The sequence below is a fragment of the Amycolatopsis sp. NPDC114504 genome (assembly GCF_055633595.1).
Genome location: NZ_JBVKDU010000002.1, coordinates 448470 through 469135, shown reverse-complemented (window position 1 = coordinate 469135; position 20666 = coordinate 448470). Strand labels below are relative to the sequence as shown.

The 20666-nt window shown below is 71.6% G+C and carries 19 protein-coding genes; 6 read left to right on the top strand and 13 right to left on the bottom strand.

The genetic code is table 11. From position 1 onward, the window contains the following. Positions 1-26 precede the first annotated feature (26 nt). Positions 27-635, top strand: coding sequence for a rhomboid family intramembrane serine protease (locus ACZ7PG_RS13835; protein WP_470239453.1), 609 nt, complete (start codon positions 27-29; stop codon positions 633-635). A gap of 27 nt (positions 636-662) precedes the next feature. Here the strand turns inward: ACZ7PG_RS13835 and ACZ7PG_RS13830 are convergent, their stop codons facing one another. Together ACZ7PG_RS13830 and ACZ7PG_RS13825 are read right to left on the bottom strand one after the other, a co-directional pair. After that, on the bottom strand, positions 663-1133 hold the full coding sequence (locus ACZ7PG_RS13830; protein ID WP_470239452.1) for a hypothetical protein: 471 nt from the start codon (positions 1131-1133) through the stop codon (positions 663-665). Positions 1134-1215: 82 nt separating this feature from the next. Then, entirely contained in the window at positions 1216-1767 is a 552-nt protein-coding gene (locus ACZ7PG_RS13825) for a DinB family protein (RefSeq protein WP_470239451.1), read from the bottom strand. 108 nt (positions 1768-1875) lie between these two features. Here ACZ7PG_RS13825 and guaA point away from each other — a divergent pair, with 108 nt between their 5' ends. Then, positions 1876-3432, top strand: coding sequence for a glutamine-hydrolyzing GMP synthase (gene guaA / locus ACZ7PG_RS13820; RefSeq protein WP_470239450.1), 1557 nt, complete (start codon positions 1876-1878; stop codon positions 3430-3432). 67 nt (positions 3433-3499) lie between these two features. On the opposite strand, the gene ACZ7PG_RS13815 is transcribed toward guaA, so the two are convergent. Beyond that, positions 3500-3739 carry a hypothetical protein gene (locus ACZ7PG_RS13815; RefSeq protein WP_470239449.1) on the bottom strand — a complete coding sequence of 80 codons (240 nt, stop codon included), beginning with the start codon at positions 3737-3739 and terminating at the stop codon, positions 3500-3502. Beyond that, positions 3732-5012: a PspC domain-containing protein gene (locus ACZ7PG_RS13810; protein ID WP_470239448.1), complete on the bottom strand. Its 1281-nt coding sequence runs from the start codon at positions 5010-5012 to the stop codon at positions 3732-3734. Before ACZ7PG_RS13810 ends, ACZ7PG_RS13815 begins: the two co-directional genes overlap by 8 nt. Before the next feature lie 125 nt (positions 5013-5137). Here ACZ7PG_RS13810 and ACZ7PG_RS13805 point away from each other — a divergent pair, with 125 nt between their 5' ends. Together ACZ7PG_RS13805 and ACZ7PG_RS13800 are read left to right on the top strand one after the other, a co-directional pair. After that, positions 5138-6433 carry a PspC domain-containing protein gene (locus tag ACZ7PG_RS13805; RefSeq protein WP_470239447.1) on the top strand — a complete coding sequence of 432 codons (1296 nt, stop codon included), beginning with the start codon at positions 5138-5140 and terminating at the stop codon, positions 6431-6433. 7 nt (positions 6434-6440) lie between these two features. After that, positions 6441-7121, top strand: coding sequence for a response regulator (locus ACZ7PG_RS13800; RefSeq protein ID WP_465308823.1), 681 nt, complete (start codon positions 6441-6443; stop codon positions 7119-7121). Between the two features lie 115 nt (positions 7122-7236). On the opposite strand, the gene ACZ7PG_RS13795 is transcribed toward ACZ7PG_RS13800, so the two are convergent. Next, entirely contained in the window at positions 7237-8205 is a 969-nt protein-coding gene (locus tag ACZ7PG_RS13795; protein WP_470239446.1) for a DMT family transporter, read from the bottom strand. 106 nt (positions 8206-8311) lie between these two features. Between ACZ7PG_RS13795 and ACZ7PG_RS13790 the strand changes: the two genes are divergently transcribed. After that, positions 8312-9214 carry a LysR family transcriptional regulator gene (locus ACZ7PG_RS13790; protein WP_470239445.1) on the top strand — a complete coding sequence of 301 codons (903 nt, stop codon included), beginning with the start codon at positions 8312-8314 and terminating at the stop codon, positions 9212-9214. On the opposite strand, the gene ACZ7PG_RS13785 is transcribed toward ACZ7PG_RS13790, so the two are convergent. From ACZ7PG_RS13785 to ACZ7PG_RS13755, 7 genes are all read right to left on the bottom strand, one after another. Next, positions 9211-10311, bottom strand: coding sequence for a serine/threonine-protein kinase (locus tag ACZ7PG_RS13785; RefSeq protein ID WP_470239444.1), 1101 nt, complete (start codon positions 10309-10311; stop codon positions 9211-9213). The genes ACZ7PG_RS13790 and ACZ7PG_RS13785 overlap by 4 nt on opposite strands. 16 nt (positions 10312-10327) lie before the next feature. Next, positions 10328-11986 carry a serine/threonine-protein kinase gene (locus ACZ7PG_RS13780; protein WP_470239443.1) on the bottom strand — a complete coding sequence of 553 codons (1659 nt, stop codon included), beginning with the start codon at positions 11984-11986 and terminating at the stop codon, positions 10328-10330. Positions 11987-12201: 215 nt separating this feature from the next. Beyond that, entirely contained in the window at positions 12202-13062 is an 861-nt protein-coding gene (locus ACZ7PG_RS13775; RefSeq protein ID WP_470239442.1) for a hypothetical protein, read from the bottom strand. A 259-nt stretch (positions 13063-13321) separates the two neighbouring features. Further along, positions 13322-14725 carry a hypothetical protein gene (locus ACZ7PG_RS13770; RefSeq protein WP_470239441.1) on the bottom strand — a complete coding sequence of 468 codons (1404 nt, stop codon included), beginning with the start codon at positions 14723-14725 and terminating at the stop codon, positions 13322-13324. Positions 14726-15060: 335 nt separating this feature from the next. Beyond that, positions 15061-15375 (bottom strand): hypothetical protein, encoded by a 315-nt coding sequence (locus ACZ7PG_RS13765; RefSeq protein ID WP_360676011.1) that lies wholly within the window; start codon positions 15373-15375, stop codon positions 15061-15063. Between the two features lie 64 nt (positions 15376-15439). Further along, positions 15440-15736 (bottom strand): chorismate mutase, encoded by a 297-nt coding sequence (locus tag ACZ7PG_RS13760; RefSeq protein ID WP_354825454.1) that lies wholly within the window; start codon positions 15734-15736, stop codon positions 15440-15442. Between the two features lie 159 nt (positions 15737-15895). Next, on the bottom strand, positions 15896-16321 hold the full coding sequence (locus ACZ7PG_RS13755) for a DUF1707 SHOCT-like domain-containing protein (RefSeq protein WP_470239440.1): 426 nt from the start codon (positions 16319-16321) through the stop codon (positions 15896-15898). 150 nt (positions 16322-16471) lie between these two features. On the opposite strand from ACZ7PG_RS13755, the gene pcrA reads away from it, so the two are divergent. Beyond that, positions 16472-18883, top strand: a complete 2412-nt coding sequence (pcrA, locus tag ACZ7PG_RS13750) for a DNA helicase PcrA (RefSeq protein WP_470239439.1) — start codon at positions 16472-16474, stop codon at positions 18881-18883. Between the two features lie 776 nt (positions 18884-19659). On the opposite strand, the gene ACZ7PG_RS13745 is transcribed toward pcrA, so the two are convergent. Next, positions 19660-20340, bottom strand: a complete 681-nt coding sequence (locus ACZ7PG_RS13745; RefSeq protein ID WP_470239438.1) for a M23 family metallopeptidase — start codon at positions 20338-20340, stop codon at positions 19660-19662. Between the last annotated feature and the right edge of the window lie 326 nt (positions 20341-20666).

Genomic DNA, 20666 nt, shown 5'->3' with positions numbered 1-20666 from the left:
GCGCTGTCGAGCCTAGATTTTCGTCCATGACCACCCGCGCCGCATCCCGCAGCCCGTTCGGGCGACTCACGCTGGGAGCCCGCCGCCCGTACCTCACCGCCGCGGTGTTCCTGGTGACGCTGGCGTGCGGGATCGCGCAGCTGGCGCACCGGCCGCTGTACGACGCCGTCGTCCGCGACGCGGCGCGCATCGACGACGGCCAGTGGTACCGCCTGGTCACGGGGATGTTCTTCCAGGACGGCTGGGCGTTCGGCCTGGTTTCGAACCTGCTCTGGCTGGCGGTGTTCGGCACGCTCGCCGAGCGCGTGTTCGGCCGCGCGCGCTGGCTGGTCCTGTACTTCGGCTGCGGCCTGTTCGGCCAGTTCATGAGCTACGTCTGGCTGAACCCGGTCGGCGCGGGCAACTCGATGTGCGTCGTCGGCCTGATCGGCGGCCTGACGGCAGTGGTCATGGTGGCCTCACGCCGCTACGGCGTGGTGTTGCCGGTGCAGTTCCGCGTCATGGCGTTCGCGGTGCCGGTGCTGGCGGTGGTCGACACGGTCGTCCACGACAACCACGGCCTCCCGTGCCTGCTCGGGATCACCCTCGGCTTCCTGCTCCTGCCGCGGCCGGTCGTGAGTGAGGAACAGGGTTAGAACACGGTTTCCCACTCACGACGCCGGTCAGTCCGGGTAGCGGCCGCCGAGCCGCTGCCAGTGCGCGACCAGCTCGACCTGCACCGGCACCGCGAGGAGCTCGGCGAGGTCCGCTTCGGCCGCGCGGGCCGCTTCCTCGGTGAGCTCCCACTCCCGGTCTTCGAGCCGGGCGTTCGAGCCGAGCACCCCCACCGGCTGCCCGCCCGCGCCGCTGCGCAGCTCCGCCCGGGCCTGCGCGGCGGCGATCCGCTCGCACCGCAGCAGGTCGGCCCGGCCCAGGTCCTCGGTGTGCCGCGCGTCGAGGACGATCCCGCCGCCCGAGCGCACGCCGTACCGGGCGGCGATGCGCAGGAGGTCGTTGCTGAACGCCCGCGTTTCGGCGGGCAGCCACGACAGCCGTTCCCAGTCGGGCGCCGGCTGGTCGTCGGCCCGGCAGACCGCGTACCCGGGCACGTCGCACCAGGTCAGCCGGGCCGGTGGGCGGAGTCGGTAGAGCATGCGCGGGGTCCCCCTCGGCGGTGGCGGCCCCGGTCGGAGCCGCCCTCGATAACCGATGAATCGGACCGATGATGACTCGGTGTTACACGAACCTGCTCCGGTAAAGATCGCGCAGCAGGAGGATCTCGGCGCAGTGGTGGATCATCTCGCGGTGGATGTGCAGCACCAGGGTGGCCATCGGGTACTCCGCGTACGGGCCTTCCGCCGGGCCGCACGGCCGCGCGAGCGCGTCGTCGTCGAGGCCCTTCACCCCCTCGACCCACCGGGCGTAGTACTCGTCGAGCAGTGCGATCGCCTCGGCGGCGGTGCCCGGGTACCGGTAGTCGTCGTAGGACATCGCCGGGCCGCCGAAGTGCGACGCCGACCGCATGCCGAGCACGCCGACGAGGATGTGGCCGAGCCGCCACGCGATCGTCGTGACCGGCGGGGGAGTCGGCTCGGGGAAGGCGAAGTCGATGGTGAAGGGGCCGCTGCCGATTTCGTCGTCGGACTTCCGCGGCCGCACGGTCCAGCACCCCGCGACCGGCTCCCAGAAGTACTCCTCGTCGGTGAGTCCCTCGAGCTTCGGGCGCACGAGCACGTTCCAGTGGAAGTCGAGCTGATCGGTCAGTTCCTTCGTCCAGTTCACAGCCATACCGGGCACCGTAGGCCCGATCGAGGACAGGGACGGCCCTGAATCCCGGGTGACCCAGCCCACCTGGGACGATGGTGGGGAATCCCGCCGCTGCCAGGAGGTCCTCAGGTGCCCAACCCCACCGGTCCGGTTCTCGTCGTGGACTTCGGGGCGCAGTACGCGCAGCTGATCGCCCGGCGCGTCCGCGAGGCACAGATCTACTCGGAGGTCGTGCCGCACAGCGCGTCCGTCGAGGAGATCCTCGCGAAGAACCCCGCGGCCATCATCCTTTCCGGCGGCCCCTCGAGCGTGTACGCCGAAGGCGCGCCGGGCATGGACCCGAAGCTCACCGAAGCCGGCGTCCCGATGTTCGGCATCTGCTACGGCCACCAGCTGCTGGCCAGCGCGCTCGGCGGCGTCGTCGAGCCGACCGGCGTCCGCGAGTTCGGCCGCACCGAGGTCCGCGTGACCGGTGACGGCGGCGTCCTGCACGCCGGCCTGCCCGCGCACCAGCCCGCGTGGATGAGCCACAACGACAGCGTCACCAAGGCCCCGGAGGGTTCGGTCGTCACAGCCTCCTCCGACGGCGCCGAGGTCGCCGGCTTCGAGGACGTCGAGCGGCGCTTCGCCGGCGTCCAGTACCACCCGGAGGTCGCGCACTCGCCGCACGGCCAGGAGGTGCTGCGCCGGTTCCTGCACGACATCGCGGGCATCAAGCCGCAGTGGACGACGTCGTCGATCGTCGAGGAGCAGATCCAGCGGATCAGCGACCAGATCGGTGACGGCCGCGCGATCTGCGGCCTGTCCGGCGGCGTCGACTCCGCCGTCGCGGCCGCGCTGGTCCAGCGCGCCATCGGTGACCGGCTGACCTGCGTGTTCGTCGACCACGGCCTGCTGCGCGCGGGGGAGCGCACCCAGGTGGAGCGCGACTTCGTCGCCGCCACCGGCGTCAACCTCGTGACCGTGGACGCGCGCGAGCGCTTCCTCGACGCGCTCGCCGGCGTCACCGACCCGGAGCAGAAGCGCAAGATCATCGGCCGCGAGTTCATCCGCGTGTTCGAGCAGGCCGAGCGCGACCTCAAGGCCGAGGGCGACTACAAGTTCCTGGTCCAGGGCACGCTCTACCCGGACGTCGTCGAGTCCGGCGGCGGCGAGGGCACGGCCAACATCAAGAGCCACCACAACGTCGGCGGCCTGCCGGACGACCTGGAGTTCGAGCTCGTCGAGCCGCTGCGGCTGCTGTTCAAGGACGAGGTCCGCAAGGTCGGCACGGAACTGGGCCTGCCCGAGACGATCGTGCAGCGCCAGCCGTTCCCCGGCCCCGGCCTGGGCATCCGCATCATCGGCGCGGTCGACGCCGAGCGCCTCGAGACCCTGCGCTCGGCCGACCTGATCGCCCGCGAGGAGCTGACGGCCGCCGGGCTGGACCGCAGCATCTGGCAGTGCCCGGTGGTGCTGCTCGCCGACGTCCGCAGCGTCGGCGTCCAGGGCGACGGCCGGACGTACGGGCACCCGGTGGTGCTGCGGCCGGTGTCGTCCGAAGACGCGATGACCGCGGACTGGACGCGCCTGCCCTACGACGTCCTCGAGCGGATCTCCACGCGCATCACCAACGAGGTCGCGGAGGTCAACCGGGTGGTCCTGGACGTGACGTCCAAGCCGCCGGGCACCATCGAGTGGGAGTAAGACCCCCGGATAGGACTCGAGGCCCTGGCGTGGGATCCAGGGCCTCGAGAGTGAGTGGTGTTTCCGGTTACCGGCGGCGTTTGCCGAACGACGCGCCGAGGAGCAGCAGCCCCACGAACACCGCGCCGCCGGCGATCACCCAGCGGAAGTCGAACTGCGGCAGCCAGCTCGCGCCGTCCGAGAGGACGTAGGCGGAGACCAGCAGCGTCGCGATGCCGACGATCAGGGTGAAGACGTCCAAGCCACCGCGCTTCGCGGGCGGGGCTTCTTGCGGGTTGTCGTAGGCGTAGGGGTTCTGGTCAGCCACGGCGCACCTCCACGTTGCCCACGCTGTTCTTGACGTGCAGGGTGATCTGCTGGCCGCCGGGGCCGTCCGTGCCGTAGTCGACGCCGGTCAGCGCGTCCTGGCTGATGCCGTCGGTCTCGCGGTTGAAGCACTCCGTGTTGCCGGCGCCGGTGTGGCAGTCGTAGGTGACGTCCGCGGTGTCCGGCACGATCACGGTGCTGTCGCCGGCGCCGTTGATCACGTTGGTGGTGATCGGCGAGCCGGCGGGCAACGCGGTCAGGTCGAGGTCGATGTCGCCCGCGGCGTGCTGGTAGAGCGGCTTCAGGTCGGTCACCGAGTGCGGAGTCTCGTGCAGGTCGCCCGCACCGCCGCGGAAGTCGAAGTTCTCGAACGGCACGGTCGTCAGGACCATCCCGGCGATCGCGAGCGGCACGGCGAGCCCGATCAGGCCCCGCCCGCCGCGGGCGAACGCGCCGGTGACCAGTCCGATCCCGACCACGCCGAGCACCAGGCCGATGATGTGCTGCGCGGAGAACCACGTGGCGCCGTTGAGGTTGGCGAGTACGCCACCACCGGCGGTCAGCACGGCGAGCGCGAAGGTCACCGAGCCGATCTTGGAGTTGCGCCGCCGCTCGGGCCGCCGCTGGTAGGTCGGCGGCGTGGGCGGAGGTGGCGGCGACGACGGCGCCTCGGGCAGGTCCCAGCCGGCCGGGTCGGCGGCGAGCGGGTCCCAGCCCTGGCCCGGCTTCGCCTCGGCGGTCGCGGTCTCGGTCATGGTGAAGGCTCCGTTCCCGGTGAAGGCTGAGGTCCGCGGGACGACCGGAGCGGGCCGGTTCTCCTGGCCGCGGCTGCGGTGCAGCAGGTAGAGCGCGATGGCGATGAGCGCGAAGCTGATGAGGGCCCCGCCGTCGAACCACGAGCCGCTGAAGGCACCCCCGACGCTGACGACGGTGAGAACGCCGAGCACGACGGCGAAAGCCGGCGACACCGACGACCGCCCGCGCCCGATGAGGCTTTCGAAGCCGGAGACCTCGTCGCTCTCGCCCGGCAGGAACAGCCACCCCAGCAGGTAGAAGGGAACGCCGAAGCCACCGAAGATCGTCGCGACCACCAGGGCGATCCGCACGACAACGGGATCGATCCCGTACCGGTACCCGATGGCGGCGGCGACGCCGGCCACCTTCCGCCCGGCGTGCGGCCGCCGCGGCCGGCTGACCCAGAAGTCCTTGACGGTCTCCTCGAAGCCGTTCAACGGACTCGGCTTCGGTGCCCGTGTCTCACTCGCACCACTCATACCGAAGAGCATGCGGCACGCGCGTTCGGCGGACATCCGGGATGGTCCCTGAGGTTTCCCGGAGAAGGATCGGGCGGCCGGTGCCGGATCAGGGACTTCCCCGATGGAAGCCCACGCCACCGCGTGTGACCATGGACCACGTGCAGGATGCCCTCGACCACGTAACCCCCGACCAGGTGGCCGTCCCGGAGAAGCCCAAGATGTTCCGGCGGCGGTCCGGGCGGGCGATCGCCGGGGTCGCCGGTGGGCTCGCCGATCACCTCGGGGTGCCCGTCCTCTGGGTGCGGACGGCCTTCGCGCTGCTCGCCGCCCTGAACGGGGCCGGCCTGCTCGCCTACGGGCTCCTCTGGGTCTTCGTCCAGCAGCAGACCGAGGAATCGGCGAAGGCGCCCACCTCGAAGGAACGCCAGCAGGCGTTCGGGCTGATCGCGTTGGGGGTCGGCCTCGCCGTCGCCAGCGGGACGCTCACCGGGTTCATCAGCGGCTGGGTCGCCGTGCCGCTCGCCGTCGCCATGATCGGTCTCGCGGTCGTCTGGCGCGAGGCCGACGAGTCGCAGCGACGCCGGTGGCGCGTCGGCGCGAAGGACGGCTTCGCGGGCGCCTTCCTCGGCGGGGGAGGCTGGTCGGCGGCCATCCGGATCGTCGCCGGCGTCGCGCTGGTGATCACCGGCATCGGCGTCGTCGCGCTCCGCAGCGGCAGCCTCGACCAGGTCCAGTTCGCGCTGATCGCCGTCATCGCGACGCTCATCGGCGTCGCCGTCCTGACCATCCCGTTCTGGCTGCGGCTGGTCCGCGACCTCTCCGACGAGCGCAAGGCCCGCATCCGCACCGACGAACGCGCCGAGATCGCCGCGCACCTGCACGACTCCGTCCTGCAGACGCTCGCGCTGATCCAGAAGCAGAGCGAGCAGCCGCGCGAGGTTGCACGGCTGGCCCGCAGCCAGGAACGCGAGCTGCGCGGCTGGCTCTACGGCCCCAACGGCTACGGCAAGCCCGTCGAGAACGCCGAGGAAGCGACCGGCCAGCTGTCCGAAGCGCTCGCGACGGCGTGCGGCGAGGTCGAGGACACGTTCGCGATCTCCGTCGGCCAGGTCGTCGTCGGCGACGCCGAGCTGGACGACTCGCTGGTGGCGCTGGTCCAGGCCGCGCGCGAAGCGATCGTCAACGCCGCGAAGCACGCGGGCGTCGAGGAGGTCAGCGTCTTCGCCGAGGTCGAGCCGACGTCGGTGACGGTGTTCGTCCGCGACCGCGGCAAGGGCTTCGACCCCGACCTGGTCCCGGACGACCGCCACGGGCTCGCCGACTCGATCCGCGGCCGGATGACCCGCCACGGCGGCACGTGCAAGGTGCGCACCGCACCGGGGGAGGGCACCGAAGTGCAGCTCGCCATGCCGGTGAAAGCGGGCAAGGGGGCAGCGTGAGGCGGCTATGCTCGAAGTCGTGACTGACACCCAGCGCGAACCGGTGAAGGTGTTCCTCGTCGACGACCACGCGCTGTTCCGCGCGGGCGTCCGCACCGAGCTCGACTCGATCACCGACGAAGTCCGGGTGGTCGGGGAGGCCGGTTCGGTCGCCGAAGCGGTGGCGGGCATCGCGCGGACCAAACCGCAGGTGGTGCTCCTCGACGTCCACATGCCCGACGGCGGCGGCGCCGAGGTGCTGCGCCGCGTCCGTCCCGAGCTGCCGGACGTGGTGTTCCTGGCGCTGTCGGTGTCCGACGCGGCAGAGGACGTCATCGCGGTCATCCGCGCGGGGGCGCGCGGGTACGTGACGAAGACGATCTCGTCGAAGGAGCTGGTCCGCGCGGTGGTCCGCGTGTCCGACGGTGACGCGGTGTTCTCCCCGCGCCTGGCGGGCTTCGTGTTGGACGCGTTCGCGGACCGCCCGGGCTCGGCCCCGATCAACGACCCGGAGCTGGACCTGCTGACGCCCCGAGAGCGCGACGTCCTGCGCCTGCTGGCGCGCGGGTACGCGTACAAGGAGATCGCGTCGGAGCTGTTCATCTCGGTGAAGACGGTCGAGACGCACGTGTCGAGCGTCCTGCGGAAGACCCAGCTCTCGAACCGCTACGAGCTCTCCCGCTGGGCCTCCGACCGCCGCCTCGTCTGACGCTTCGGCCCGCTGGTCCATTCGCGGCGGCCCGCCCGCTCGGTGTGTTGCGAACGGCCCACTCGTGCCCACAGCCGGCCGCCCCGTCATGCCTCCGACCGAAGAGAACGTTCGGTCAGTCGGCCAGGGGAGCGAGCGGCCGCGGCGCGCGACCGGTGGTGTCGTCACCAAGCCCATCCGCTTGGTCACCGGGCACTTCCGCGACCACTCGCTCCGGCTTGCGGAGGCGGGTCAGCGCGACCCCGCCGAGGACGACCACCATGCCCGCGATCACCCGCAGGTTCAGCTGCTCGCCCAGGAACACCGCGCCCAGCAGCACCGAGACCACCGGCAGCAGGTACCCGACCACCGACGCGGCCACTGCACCCTCCGAAGCCAGCAGCTGGTAGTTCAGCGCGAACGCGATGCCCGTCGACCCGATGCCGAGCACCAGCATCGCCAGCAGCGGCCCCACGCCGAAGTGCACCGGCGTGAACCCGCCCGCCGGCAGTGCCAGGACCAGCATTCCGCTGGCCAGCAGCATCTGCCCGGCCGAGAGCGCGTACGGCGAAGCCGACGACGAAGACAGGTACTTGCCCTCGTAGACGAACGCGAAGCCGTAGCTCGCCGCCGCCGCGAGGCAGGCCAGCGCGCCCCAGCTCAGCAGCCCGGATGCCTGCCACGGTGCGAAGATCAGCAGGATCCCGCCGAGCCCGATCAGCAGTCCGGCCAGGCGCGCCCCCGCCATCCGGGACGACGTCCCCATCAGCGGCGCCGCCAGCAGCACCCACAGCGGCGTCGTCGAGTTCAGGACCCCGGTGATCCCCGAGTCGACGGTCGTCTCGCCGATCGCGAACAGCAGGAACGGCAGTGCGTTGTGGAAGAACGCCGCGACGGCCAGGTGCCCCCACATCCGCCGGTCGCGCGGCAGGCGCGCCCGCTGCAGCCGGCACAGCACCAGCAGCATCGCCGCACCGAGCACGAGCCGCGCCAACACCAGCTGCACCGGCGAGAACATCCCCAGCCCCAGCTTGATCCAGAAGAAGCTCGAGCCCCACATCAACGCCAGCGCGGCGATCCTCAGCAGGGTCTTCGACTCGCCCACCCCAGTTCCTCCTTCTCCGATCAAGCGCCAGCTTCGTCCGGGAAAGACATAAGGACAAGCGAAAATAACTGCAGGAACCTTTAAGCGCAGCTGTACGATCAGGGGCATGCTCGACGTCCGCCGCATGCAGGTTCTCCGCGCCGTGATCACCAGCGGGTCGATCACCGCCGCGGCCCGCAACCTCGGCTACACGCCGTCCGCGATCAGCCAGCAGCTGTCGGCGCTGGAGCGCGAAGCCGGCACCGCGCTGCTCGAACGCGTCGGACGCGGCGTCCGGCCGACGCCGGCGGGCGCGCTGCTGTCCGAGCACGCCGAGACGCTGAGCACCGAGCTCGCGAAGGCCGAAGCGGCGCTGACCGAGCTCAAGGAGGGCCGCATCGGCCGCGTCGCCATCCGCTACTTCTCGACGGCCGGCGCGTCCCTGGTCGCGCCCGCCACGGCCGCGGTCCGCCGCGAGCACCCCGGCGTCCGCCTGGACCTCAAGCTGGTCGAGCCCGACGACCCGATGACGGAAGTCGAAGCCGGTGACGCCGACGTCGCGATCACCGTCTTCCCGCGCAAGCGGCAGCCCGGCAAGGGCGTCGAGCTCGTCCACCTGCTCGACGACCCGTACCGCGCCGTGCTGCCGAAGACGCACCCGCTGGCCCGCAAGCGCGTGCTCGACCTGACGGAGTTCGCCGAGGAGCCGTGGGTCGGCGTCGACGGCCTGCCGGGCGTCTGCCGCGACATCCTGGACAGCGCCTGCGCGTCCGCCGGGTTCGCGCCGAACGTCGTGGTCGAGTCCGAGGACTACCAGACGGCGCAGGGGTTCGTGGCCGCAGGCATCGGCGTCGGCCTGATCCCGGAGCTGGGGCTTGGCGCGCTGCACCCCGGCGTCGTCGTCCGCAAGATCCGCAACCCGGAGCCGGTCCGCGCGATCCACGCCGCGGTCGCGTCACGGGCGTGGGGCCACCCGGCCGTCCGCACGCTGCTCGAAGCCATGCGCGCGGCGACCGCCAAGGTGGCCTAGACGAAGAACAGCTCCGAGACGAGGATCCCGACCAGCACGGCCGCGAGGATCGCGGCGATGGTGACCAGCGTCTTCTTCGACACCGGCAGGTTCCACGCCTGCGGCTGGGCCGGGGCTTGCGGTCCCGCCGCGGGCCCCGGGGCGTACTGCGTCGGCGGCGGCACCGGCTGCATCCGCTGCGTCTCCTCCGCCGAGGAGTAGCCGGGCGGCCCGGCCGGGAGCTGCTGCTGGAACTGCGGACCCGAAGGCGGCATCTGCGTCGTCGCGGCCGCCAGCCCCGGGTTGAAGGGCGGCGGCGGGGGCGGCGGGATCCCGGGGTTGGTCGGCGGGATGAACGCCGTCTCACGGCCTTCGGTGATCGCGCTCAGCGCGTGGACGGTGTCCGCCATCGTCGGCCGCGTCGTCGGGTCCGAGCGCAGCATCTTGCGCAGCGCCGCGGTCAGCACGCCCGCGTTCTGCGCCGGCCGCTCGGACGACTGCCCGTCGTCCCCGAACGGCGGCACGCCCTCGACGGACGTGTAGAGCGTCGCGCCCAGGGAGAAGACGTCCGCGGCCGGCGTCGGCGGCAGCCCGCGCGCGACCTCAGGGGCCACGTACGCGGCGTGGGGCCCGCCGCCGCTGATACCGATGTCGGTGAGCTTCACGCCGCCGTCGTCGGCCAGCAGGACCGTGCCCGGCTCGAGCGTGCGGTGCACGAACCCGGCCTTGTGGATCGCCGAGAGCGCGTTGCCGAGCTGGATGCCCAGCTGCGCCGCCTGGTCGGGGTTGAGCCGGCCGTGCTCGGCGAGGAACGTCGCCATGCTGCGCGACGGGATGTACTCCATCACCAGCCAGACGTCCTGGCCGTCGGGCAGCACGTCGAACACCTTGATCGCGCTGGGGTGCTCGATCCGGGCCGCGTCCTTGCCCTCCTGCATGGCGCCCGCGCGCGCCTGCTCGGCGCGGTCGCCGGCGCCGACGGGCAGGTACATCCGCTTCATCGCGACGGTGCGGAAGAGCCGCGTGTCGAACGCCAGCCACACGATGCCCGCGCGGCCGCGGCCGATCGGCTGGTCCAGCCGGAACCGGCCGCCGACGATGGTGCCTTCAGAACTCAAGACTGACCTCGGAGCATCAAGGGTTGGTTCCGCCCGACGTAGGCGTTGTCGGCGTTGTCGGCGTCGTGCTGTCGGGCGTCGTTTCCGGCGGAGTGGTCTTCGGAGTGGTCTTCGGAGTCGTGGTCTTTTCCGGTTCGGTCTGCCGCGAAGTCGTCCGCTTCGACGAGGTCGTCTCCGACACCGGCGGCGGCACGTCCGCCGTCTCGGTCGGCTCGTCCGTCGTCGACGGCAGCGACTCCGACGTCGCAGCGGGCGTCGGCTTGCTGCTCGACACCGGCGCGGCGGGGTTCTCCGGGTTGTTCGGGCTCAGCAGCCAGACGGCCAGCGCGACCAGGCCCACGACCACGATGCCGCCGATGATCGCCGGGCGCTTCCAGGCGCCGGGCTTCTCGTCGTCATCGTCGGCCGGGCTGACCTGCGGACGCCGCGGCGGAGGCGGCGGGGCCGGCTCGTCTTCGTAGTCGTCGTACAGGTCGTCCGCGTACGGTCCCTGGTCGTGCGGGGGTACCGGCACCGCGCGAGTGGCCGCGAGGCCGGGAGGCACGCCTCCGGCCGCGTAATGCTGGTCGTCGTCGCGGTAGTGGCCGTACCCGTCGTAGTCGTCCTCCGGGTAGCCGGTGCCCTCCGGGTAGTCGTCCTCGTCGTAGTACGGCACGGCCTGCGTCGGCGCCTGGTTGTCGAGCAGGCTGCCCGAGTGCCCCGCGGGGATCTCGTCGAACATCTGGGTCGCGTTCGGGTCCCCGGCGCCCATGGCGCCCGCACCCAGCGCGCCCGCACCCAGCGCGCCCGCGCCCAGGACGCCCGCGGACGGCGCCATCATGGTCTCGTCCGACGGCCCGCCGAGCGGCAGCTCACCGCGGGCGACGGCCGCGAGCAGCTCTTCGCACTCTTCGGCGGTCGGCCGGTGCTCGATGTCCGGGTGCAGCAGCACGGCCAGCACGCTGGCCAGCGGCCCGGACTGGCGCGGCGGGTTGATCTGCCCGGCCGCGACCGCGTGCAGCAGGCTCAGCGTGTTCTCCGACAGCCCGAACGGCGGCTGGCCCTCGCACGCCGCGTAGAGCGTGGACCCGAGCGAGAAGACGTCGGACTCCGGCCCGGGCTCGCCACCGATGGCGACCTCGGGGGCCAGGTAGGCGGGGGTGCCGGCGATCATCCCGGTCTTGGTGACCGTGACGTCGTCCTTGGCGCGGGAGATACCGAAGTCGGTGATCTTCACCGTGCCGTTGGGGGCGAGCAGGATGTTGCCCGGCTTGATGTCGCGGTGGACGATGCCGACCGCGTGCGCCTCGCGCAGCGCCGCGGCGACCTGGGCGCCGATGCGCGCCACCTCGGTCGGCGGCAGCGTGCGGCGTTCCTGCAGCACGGCGGCCAGGCTGGTGGAGTTGAGGTACTCCATGATCAGGCACGGCTGCCCGTTGTCGTCGGTGACGACGTCGAACACGGAGATCGCGTTCGGGTGGTGCAGGCGGGCGGCGATCCGGCCCTCGCGCATCGTCCGCTGCCGGGCGTCCTCCGCGTCGTGCTCGTCCAGGTGCGGCTGGAGCAGGAGCTGCTTGATGGCCACCGTCCGGCCCAGTACCTCGTCATGCGCCTGCCAGACGGCACCCATCGCGCCCGTGCCGATCCGGCCGGCGATGCGGTACCGACCGGCGACCAGGCGACCCTCGTCGCTCACGCGACCTCCCTTTGGGCTCCGACTTCACCAGGGCGTGAGGATTGGTTCCTGGTGACGCGGTCACGAGCACGCCGCGTCGCTGGAGCGTATGCACATGTCGTGGGCTGTGGGCCGGCTCTCCCGAGATCGGCCCGTGACAAGGCTAGGCGCTCACTCTGCGCACACGAATCCGGTACAGGCACTTGAACCACGGGTGAAGGGGCGATCGCCGAGGGCTACATGTATTGGGCCGAGACGAGCTCGGCTTCGGTGATCAACCCGCCCGTGTCGGCGACCCGGAACAGCTGGGTCACGCGCACCAGTGCGCCGTCCGGCCGGTGGAGCGTCGCGACCGCGAGGATCGAGCCGTCCGGCTTGATCTGCGTGTCGGCCTCCTGGACGTCGATGGCGTCCATCGAGCTCCAGGTGCGGACCAGCTCACCGGCCGCGCCGTCGGCCAGCGACGGGCTCAGCAGCGCGAGCGCGCCCGCCGAGTCCCGCGCGATGGCGGCGTAGAAGTCCTTGACGGCCTGGATCTTCCGGCCCGCGCTGCGGGCGTCGGCGGCCGCGTCCGGGACCGCTTCCGCGGTGGCCGGCGCGGCCTGGGTCCGCGGACCGCTGCCGGTCGACTCGTCGGCCGACGGCCCGCCTCCGGAGTGCGTGCCCGAGGTGGGGGAGCTGCGCTGTTCGGGCGCGCCGCCCCCGGCCTGGTGCTGCGGGACGGCGAGGCCGCCGAGCTCCGCGGCGCCGGTGAAGCCGGTGGGCGTGGACTGGCCGCCTTCGGTCACCGCGCGGTGCGCGCTGGTCAGCATCGGCGCGGCGACCACCGCGCCGGCGACGAGCGCTCCGGCGGCGACGAGCCCGGCCAGCTTGGCGCGGCGGACGAACCGGCTCTCCGGCTCGTCGGCGTTCTCGTCCGGCGCGGGTTCGCGGACGGGTTCCGGACGCGGCGGCAGGAACCGCTGCGGGTCGCGGAAGACCTGCTCGAGATAGTCACGGTCGGCGTCGCCGACGCCGTCGAGAATCTCGGCCGGGATCACGTCCTCGACGCGGACGGCGTTGGGTACCTCACGCCGTGTGCGCTGCCGATCAAGCACGAATGTCCTCGCTCTGGGTTCCGGGGACGGTCACTCGGCCGTTCGGCCGGGCTTCCGTTGGTCCGGATGGCCGACTCGTGGCCGGTTCCGGATCCGCTGTCGTCAGGTAACCCTGTGCGGACGAGCATCACCAGGCTTCGTCGCCGGAATGCCGTCGCGATACGACGAGCGGCAGCTTATGTCACCCACCCGGACCAGGGGTAACCGCTCGGCGCACCGCACGTGCATCGGAACGGGCGAACCGCACGTGCATGGTCGGTTACTGGCCGTCAGCTGCGATCTTGTCGCCGTCCCCGAACGTCAGCGTGCGCTGTTCGATCGTCTTGGATCCGTCCGTGTGGGTGATCTCGACGGTGTTCACCGTGACGCCGCGCTGCTGGTCGATGCTGATCTTCCGGACCTCGAAGTACGCGACGTCCGCGTAGCGCTCGGCGAGGGCCTGCGCGCCCTGGTCGTGGAGCTCGCCGGTGGTCACCGACGACGCCGCGGCGGGGTCGGTGGTGACGGTGTTGAAGAACTTCTCCGAGTTGTCCCCCATGGTCTGGGCGTCCGGCGGGAAGGAGTACCACCAGGGCGGCTTGACCGGGGTTTCGCGCTGCGCGGGGGTGACCGGGGGCTTCTGCGGCCGCCCGCTCGGCGTCTTCGCGCCGGACGTCTCCGAGCCGGCGCTGCTGTCGGTGATCGGCGGCCGGGGGACGCCGTCGACGGGGCCCGCGCCACCGCCGCTGGTCCGGCCGGCTGGCTGCTCCGCGGAGGGCGTGCTGTCGTCCGGCCCCGGCGCGGAACCACCGTGCCGGGACGTCGGCCCGGCCTCGCCGGTGGGGTCGATGACGGTCGGCGCGCCCTGGTAGCCCGGCCACGCGCCCTGCACGGCCTGGTCCACCGGCGGCTTCCCGACCAGGTAGGACCCGGCGAAGAGCAGCCCGACGACCACGGCACCGGACGCGCCGGTGGCGAACCAGGCCGCCTTTTTCCACGTCTTGGGCGGCGTCACGGACGCGGGCACCGACCCGATGGTGAAGCCGCCGAGCCCGTCGATCGGGGGCGCGGCGTAGATGCGGACGTCGTCGTCTTCGTGCTCGGTGTCCGCGCCGCGCGGCTGCGGGGTGGCCAGCGAGACGCGAGTGCGCCGGGCGGCCTGGTCGGCGCGGCTCTCGGTATCCGACGGCGCGTCGGCTTCGACGTCCTCCTCCAGCGGGAGGCTGCCGTGCGAAGCGGGGAACAGCGGGGGCGCCGGGCGCCGGTCACGGGGCTGGGGCAGCGACGGCCGCGGGAGCCCGCCGGACGTCAGCTCGGTGTACGGAAAGGAGTCGGACCTCGGCGCCGTGTACGGAAAAGTCCCGGACGTCGGCTGGGGGAGCGGCAGTGAGCCGGACATCGGTTCCGTGTGCGGGAAGGACCTGGACGTCGGCTGGGGGAGCGGCAGCGAGCCGGACATCGGTTCCGTGTACGGGAAGGACCCGGACGCCGGCTGCGGGATCCCGCCGGACATCGGCAGGGACCCGGACACGGGCGGGTCGACCGGCGCCGGGCCGGCCGCGTGGCGTCGCCCGGCGCGGTTCTGGGGCAACGGGGGCGTCCAGCCGTCCGTGCTGCCGAGCCGGTGCCGCCCGGGATGCGCGGGCGCGCCGCCGCGTCCGTGGAACTCCGTGCCGTGGGTCATGTCGACTCGACCACCCGGCGGTCAGCCCGTGACGCCGTCCGGCGGCAGGAGAACCCGATCGGAGCACCCTCACGAGCGGAATCGCGTTCGGAATCCTGCGCAGATGCACGAGCATGCGAGACTGGGCGCGCGGGGCCAGTGCCCCCGCGCGCCCTCCGGGCTCCGCCCGACCCAGACGCAAGGGTCCTCACGGCGTCAACCCTAGGAGCATCCGGCGTAGAAAGTCGCCCCCAAACCTGCAAGTTGCAGAGGTTTCACTCTGTCGGGCGCGACCGAACGGGGGAAAGTGACACTACGAAGTTTCACGCAGTGACATCAGCCCTGCTCAGCGGGTTTCAGCCGCCGGTGCGATAACGGTCACGGGTGGACTGCAGCGCCTTCGTCGCCACCACACCGCTACCCGCCGCGACGAGGATCGCCACGATGTCGAGCGTGGGTCCCCCGGCCGTGAGCAACCAGGCGAACAGCGCGGCCGCGGTGGTACCGCCGGCAACAGCCCAGCGTCCGCGGACGTACTGCGCGACCGGCGCGCCGCCGGCACGCTTACCCGCCGCGTTGTTCAGCATCGCCAGATAACCCACATGGCCCAGCGCGGCCAGCACGCTCGCGAGCGCGACGATGACGGCGATGAGGTTCACGAGCCAGTCCATGACCACAGTCTGCCCGCAGCGCGGTCACCGGTGCCTCAGGGAAGACCCGGAATTCGGACAACCGTTACCGGCCGAGCCTGCCGCGGCCGAGGTTCAGCAGCGCCATCGCCAGCTGGCGGCCCTCCGGGCCGAGCTCGCGGTAGCGCGCGAGCACGTCCATCTCGCGGTTGTAGACGATCCGCGTGCCGCCAGCGGCCATCCGCGCGGCCCCGATCGTCTTGGACACCTCGACCCGGCGTTTCACCAGTCGCAGGATCTCCTTGTCCAGCCAGTCGATCTCCTCCCGGAGCGACGCGATGTCGTCCCCGGCGGGGGTGTGCTCGGCGGGCTGGCCGTCGGCGTTCGTCGCATGTGCGTTCATCGGGACCTCTCCCTCGGGGCCCGGACCCGGCCCCTGGGACGGCGACAGCCCCGGGTCCGTGGACTCCGGGGCTGGCGTGATGGCGGTTCGGGCACTACGCGATCACAGGAGCCGGAGTCCGGGTCCCGTAAAAAACTCGCTCTGTGTGCCGCATGGGATTCAGTATGGCACAGCGGCGCCGGGCCGCTCCCGGAACGAGCGCACCCTGGCATGAACGAAGATGCTCACCGCGAGCCAGAAGATCGGGAAGGCCGGCCAGAAGAACCCGGCGCCCAGCACCGCCCAGCGCACGATCACCACCACCGCGATCGCGACCACGACGGCGAGGTGCAGGCGCAGCGCCGGATGCCGCCGCAACGCGGCCTTCGTCAACGGGAAGCCGGGCCGGGCCGGCGCGGGCCGCGGCAGGTCGGTGGTGAGCGCCGACAGCTCGTCGGTGAACCGGGCGGCGTAGACGTGGGTGAGGCGTTCTTCGACCTCTTCGAGGGTGAGCCGGCCTTCGGAGCCGGCGGTCTGGACGGCGGTGGCGACGCGTTCGCGATCGGCGTCGGCGGCCCGGATGCGGGCGGTGCGGTTGTCTTCCATGTCCGCCGATGCTCCGCGCGACGGGCCCGCCGCGCGTCGGGCGCCAGGCGACACCTCCCGCTACGCCCGCCGCATTAGCCCGGCGCCGGACCGGCCGCGTCGGCACGCTTCTGCCGGAGCCCCGCCCGCCCGGGGTAGCGTGGACAGACGATGGACACCCTCTTCGATCTCCCCGCCGAGACCCCCGCGCGCAAGCCCGCTTCCGGCGGGCAGGCCGATCTGCTCGACGACCTGAACCCGTCCCAGCGCGAAGCCGTCACCCACGCCGGTGGCCCGCTGCTGGTGGTCGCGGGCGCGGGATCGGGCAAGACCCGGGTGCTGACCCGCCGGATCGCCTACCTGCTCGGGCAACGCCGCGTGCACCCCGGCGAAATCATGGCGATCACCTTCACGAACAAGGCCGCCGCCGAGATGCGCGACCGCGTCGCCGCGCTCGTCGGGCGCCGCGCGAACGCGATGTGGGTGTCCACGTTCCACTCGATGTGCGTGCGGATCCTGCGTCGCGAAGCCAAGACGCTGGACATGTCGTCGAGCTTCTCGATCTACGACTCGGACGACACGAAGCGGCTCATCACGCTCGTGGCGCGCGACCTCGACATCGACCCGAAGCGTTACGCCGCCCGGACTCTGGCCATCCATATCTCGAACCTGAAGAACGAGCTCGTCGACCCGGACGAGGCGTCGGCGAACGCGGCCAACGACCTCGAGCGCCGCGTCGCCGAGGTCTACGTCGAGTACCAGCGGCGGCTGAACCAGGCCAACGCCTTCGACTTCGACGACCTCATCATGCGCACGGTCTCGCTGCTGCAGGCGTTCCCGGCCGTCGCCGAGTACTACCGGCGGCGCTTCCGCCACGTGCTGGTCGACGAGTACCAGGACACGAACCACGCGCAGTACACCCTGGTCCGCGAGCTGGCGGGGACCGCGCCGAACGAGTCGGGCGTCGAACCGGCCGAGCTCGTCGTGGTCGGTGACGCGGACCAGTCGATCTACGCCTTCCGTGGCGCGACGATCCGGAACATCGAAGAGTTCGAACGGGACTTCCCGAACGCGCACACCATCCTGCTGGAGCAGAACTACCGCTCCACGCAGACGATCCTGTCCGCGGCCAACGCCGTCATCGAGCGGAACCCGAACCGCCGGGCGAAGCGGCTGTGGACGGATTCGGGCGACGGCGAGAAGATCGTCGGCTACGTCGCGGACAACGACCACGACGAAGCCGCGTTCGTCGCGAACGAGATCGACGCGCTGGCGGAGAAGGGCGAAGCCGACTACTCCGACGTCGCCGTCTTCTACCGCACCAACAACCAGTCCCGCGTCTTCGAAGAGATCTTCATCCGGCTCGGCCTGCCGTACAAGGTCGTCGGCGGCGTGCGGTTCTACGAGCGGCGCGAAGTCCGCGACATGGTCGCTTACCTGCGTGTGCTGGCGAACCCGGAGGACACGGTCAGCCTGCGGCGCGTGCTGAACGTGCCCAAGCGCGGCATCGGCGACCGCGCGGAAGCCGTCGTGGCGACGCACGCCGAGCGCGAGCGGATCTCGTTCGCGGCGGCGCTGCGGGACGCCGTCGAGGGCAAGGTGGCGCTGCTGAACCCGCGCTCGGTCAAGGCGATCAGCGGGTTCGTCGGGATGCTCGACGAGCTGGGTGACCTGATCACTTCCGGCGCCGAGGTCCACGACGTCCTCGAAGCCGTGCTGGAGAAGACCGGCTACCGGGTCGAGCTCGAGGAGTCGGACGACCCGCAGGACCACACGCGCGTGGAGAACCTGGACGAGCTCGTCACGGTGGCCCGCGAGTTCACCGAGATCACCGCCGAGGTCGTCGCGGACGAGAACGCCGAGCTGGTCGTGGAGCCCGGGGTGCCGGCGCCGGGGTCGCTGCCCGCGTTCCTCGAACGCGTTTCGCTGGTGGCGGACGCCGATTCGGTGCCTTCGCCCGACGGCGGCGAAGAAGGCGACGGCGGCGCGGGCGTGGTCACGCTGATGACCGTGCACACCGCGAAGGGCCTGGAGTACCCGGTGGTGTTCTGCACCGGCTGGGAGGACGGCGTCTTCCCGCACATGCGGGCCCTGGGCGACCCGACCGAGCTGGCCGAGGAACGACGGCTGGCGTACGTCGCGATCACGCGGGCGCGCAAGCGGTTGTACGTCTCGCGCGCGATCACGCGGTCGGCTTGGGGCCAGCCGTCGATGAACCCGGCTTCGCGGTTCCTCGACGAGTTGCCGGGCGACCTCGTCGACTGGCGGCGGCTGGAGCCGTCCAGCCGCGGCTTCGGGTCGTTCGGCAGCGGTTCGCGCGGCACGCCGCGGGCGGCGACCACCTGGGGCGGCCGGTCTTCGTCCGCGCCTTCGCCGGGCGTCAGCTCGTTCGGCAAGGGCTGGAAGGACACGGTGGCGCTGAAGCTGGACATCGGCGACCGCGTCAGCCACGACAAGTACGGCCTGGGCACGGTGATCTCGTGCGACGGCGTCGGTCCGCGCGCCACGGCGACGATCGACTTCGGCGCGGCCGGCAAGGTCCGCCTGATGCTGATCGGCAGCGTGCCGATGGTGAAGCTGTAGCTTCCCGCCACTCGTCCGGGTGAACCCGGCGGCGATCTCCGCGATCGCCGCCGGAATCGTCGTACCCCACCGGTAGAACTGACCCCGTAATCGAACACAAGTTCGACGAAGGGGATAGTGTGGTGTGGACGCGGTGCTGTTTCACCTGTTGGCCGAAGGGGTACAAAAATATCTGCGAGGAGTCCTGGGGTCGGCGGTTCCGGATCGGGGTCCGGGCCCTTCGGGGGCTTCAGGAAATCCTTCGCATGCGGGAGCGGAGGCGTGCCGGCTGGCCGCCGCCTGGCGAGCGCTGCTCAGGCAGCACGAGCTCGGAGCGGACGGGCGATGTGTCACCTGCGGCCGGGGACGCCGCTGGACGACACGTCGAGCCGCGCGTGTCCGCTCCGCGGGGGGCGCTGTGCCTTGGGGCTGGTTGCCGGTCCGGAGGCCCGCCGAGCTGTGCACGGTGTGGCAGGTCGCGGTGGCGTACTTCCTCCGCCGCTTGCCGGGCGGGCAGCGTTAGCTGTTTCCGGGCGCTGAGACGCTTTCCGGCGGCTTCGGGCGGACCGAGGGTGATCTCGGGTGGCCCGGGCGGCGTGGAACGGGCTGAAGGGCTCTCGGGCGCCGACGCGGTCGTGGCTGCTGCCACTGTGGACTGTCGCGGCATGCCGGCCGGAGCGGATGTCCGCTCGGCTGAGGGACGACGTCGTCCCTCAGCGGCGAATCATGGCTCTACGGCCGGGTTTTCCGATGTGCGATGGCCCGTGTGCGCAGGCCATCGGGGTGGAGCGAACGGATCAGATGACGATGCCGCGCGCGGCCAGCCACGGCCGGGGGTCGATCTTCTTGGTACCGTTCTGCCACACCTCGAAGTGCAGGTGCGGGCCGGTGCTCTGGCCGCGGTTGCCGATCTCGGCGATCTGCTGGCCGCACTTGACCTTCTGGCCCTCCTTGACGGAGAAGCTGTTCATGTGGCCGTAGACCTGGATCGTGCCGTCGTCGAGCTGGACCCGGACCCAGAGGCCGAACCCGCTGGCGGGGCCGGCGTCGATCACGGTGCCGTCGGAGGCGGCGTAGATCGGGGTGCCGATCGAGTTGGCGATGTCGATGCCGAGGTGGCTCGTGCCCCACCGGGCACCGAAGCCCGAGGTGAAGGTGCCGTGGGCCGGCAGGCAGGTCTTGGGGCGAGAGGCTTCTTCGGCGGCCTTCTTGGCGGCGTCGGCTTCACGCTGCTCACGGGCCTGCGTGATCGAAGCGCTGTCGGAAAGCTTCGCGGCTTCGGCGGAGGCGTCGACCGCGTGCCCGGCCGGCAGGAGCTCGGGGGCGCCCCCGGAGCCCGCACCTCCCGAGGTGAACGACGCGCTGGCGTCCTGGCTGTTGGCCAGGGGCGTCACGGCGGCGTCGGAGTCGGTGATCGTCTTGAGCGTCGAGCCCGCAGCAGCGGCGGCGAACGCACCGGCCGCGACAGCGGCGACCACGACCCGGCCACGAAGGGCCGAGGAGGGCGGAGCGATGCGGTGCGCACCCCGGACACGAACGACCGCACCTTGCAGTGCGTCCTTCAGTGCCGGGGAAGGAGCTTGGCCGCCGGGGGAGCGGTGTGAAGCCAAGACGGAGCCTTCCATCGTCGGGGAGCCTGGTCGAGGACTGTGGGCGGGGGAACCCGGTGAGCCAACCTCGGGGGTGGTTCGCTCGTCGTCCTACTTCGTGACCTGACTGTAATGGGGACCGGGGGACAGTAACGAAGGGGCACCGCTGTAAGCAAGATCTGCCCCGTCGGTCGGCCGATCGGGTGGCAAGGATC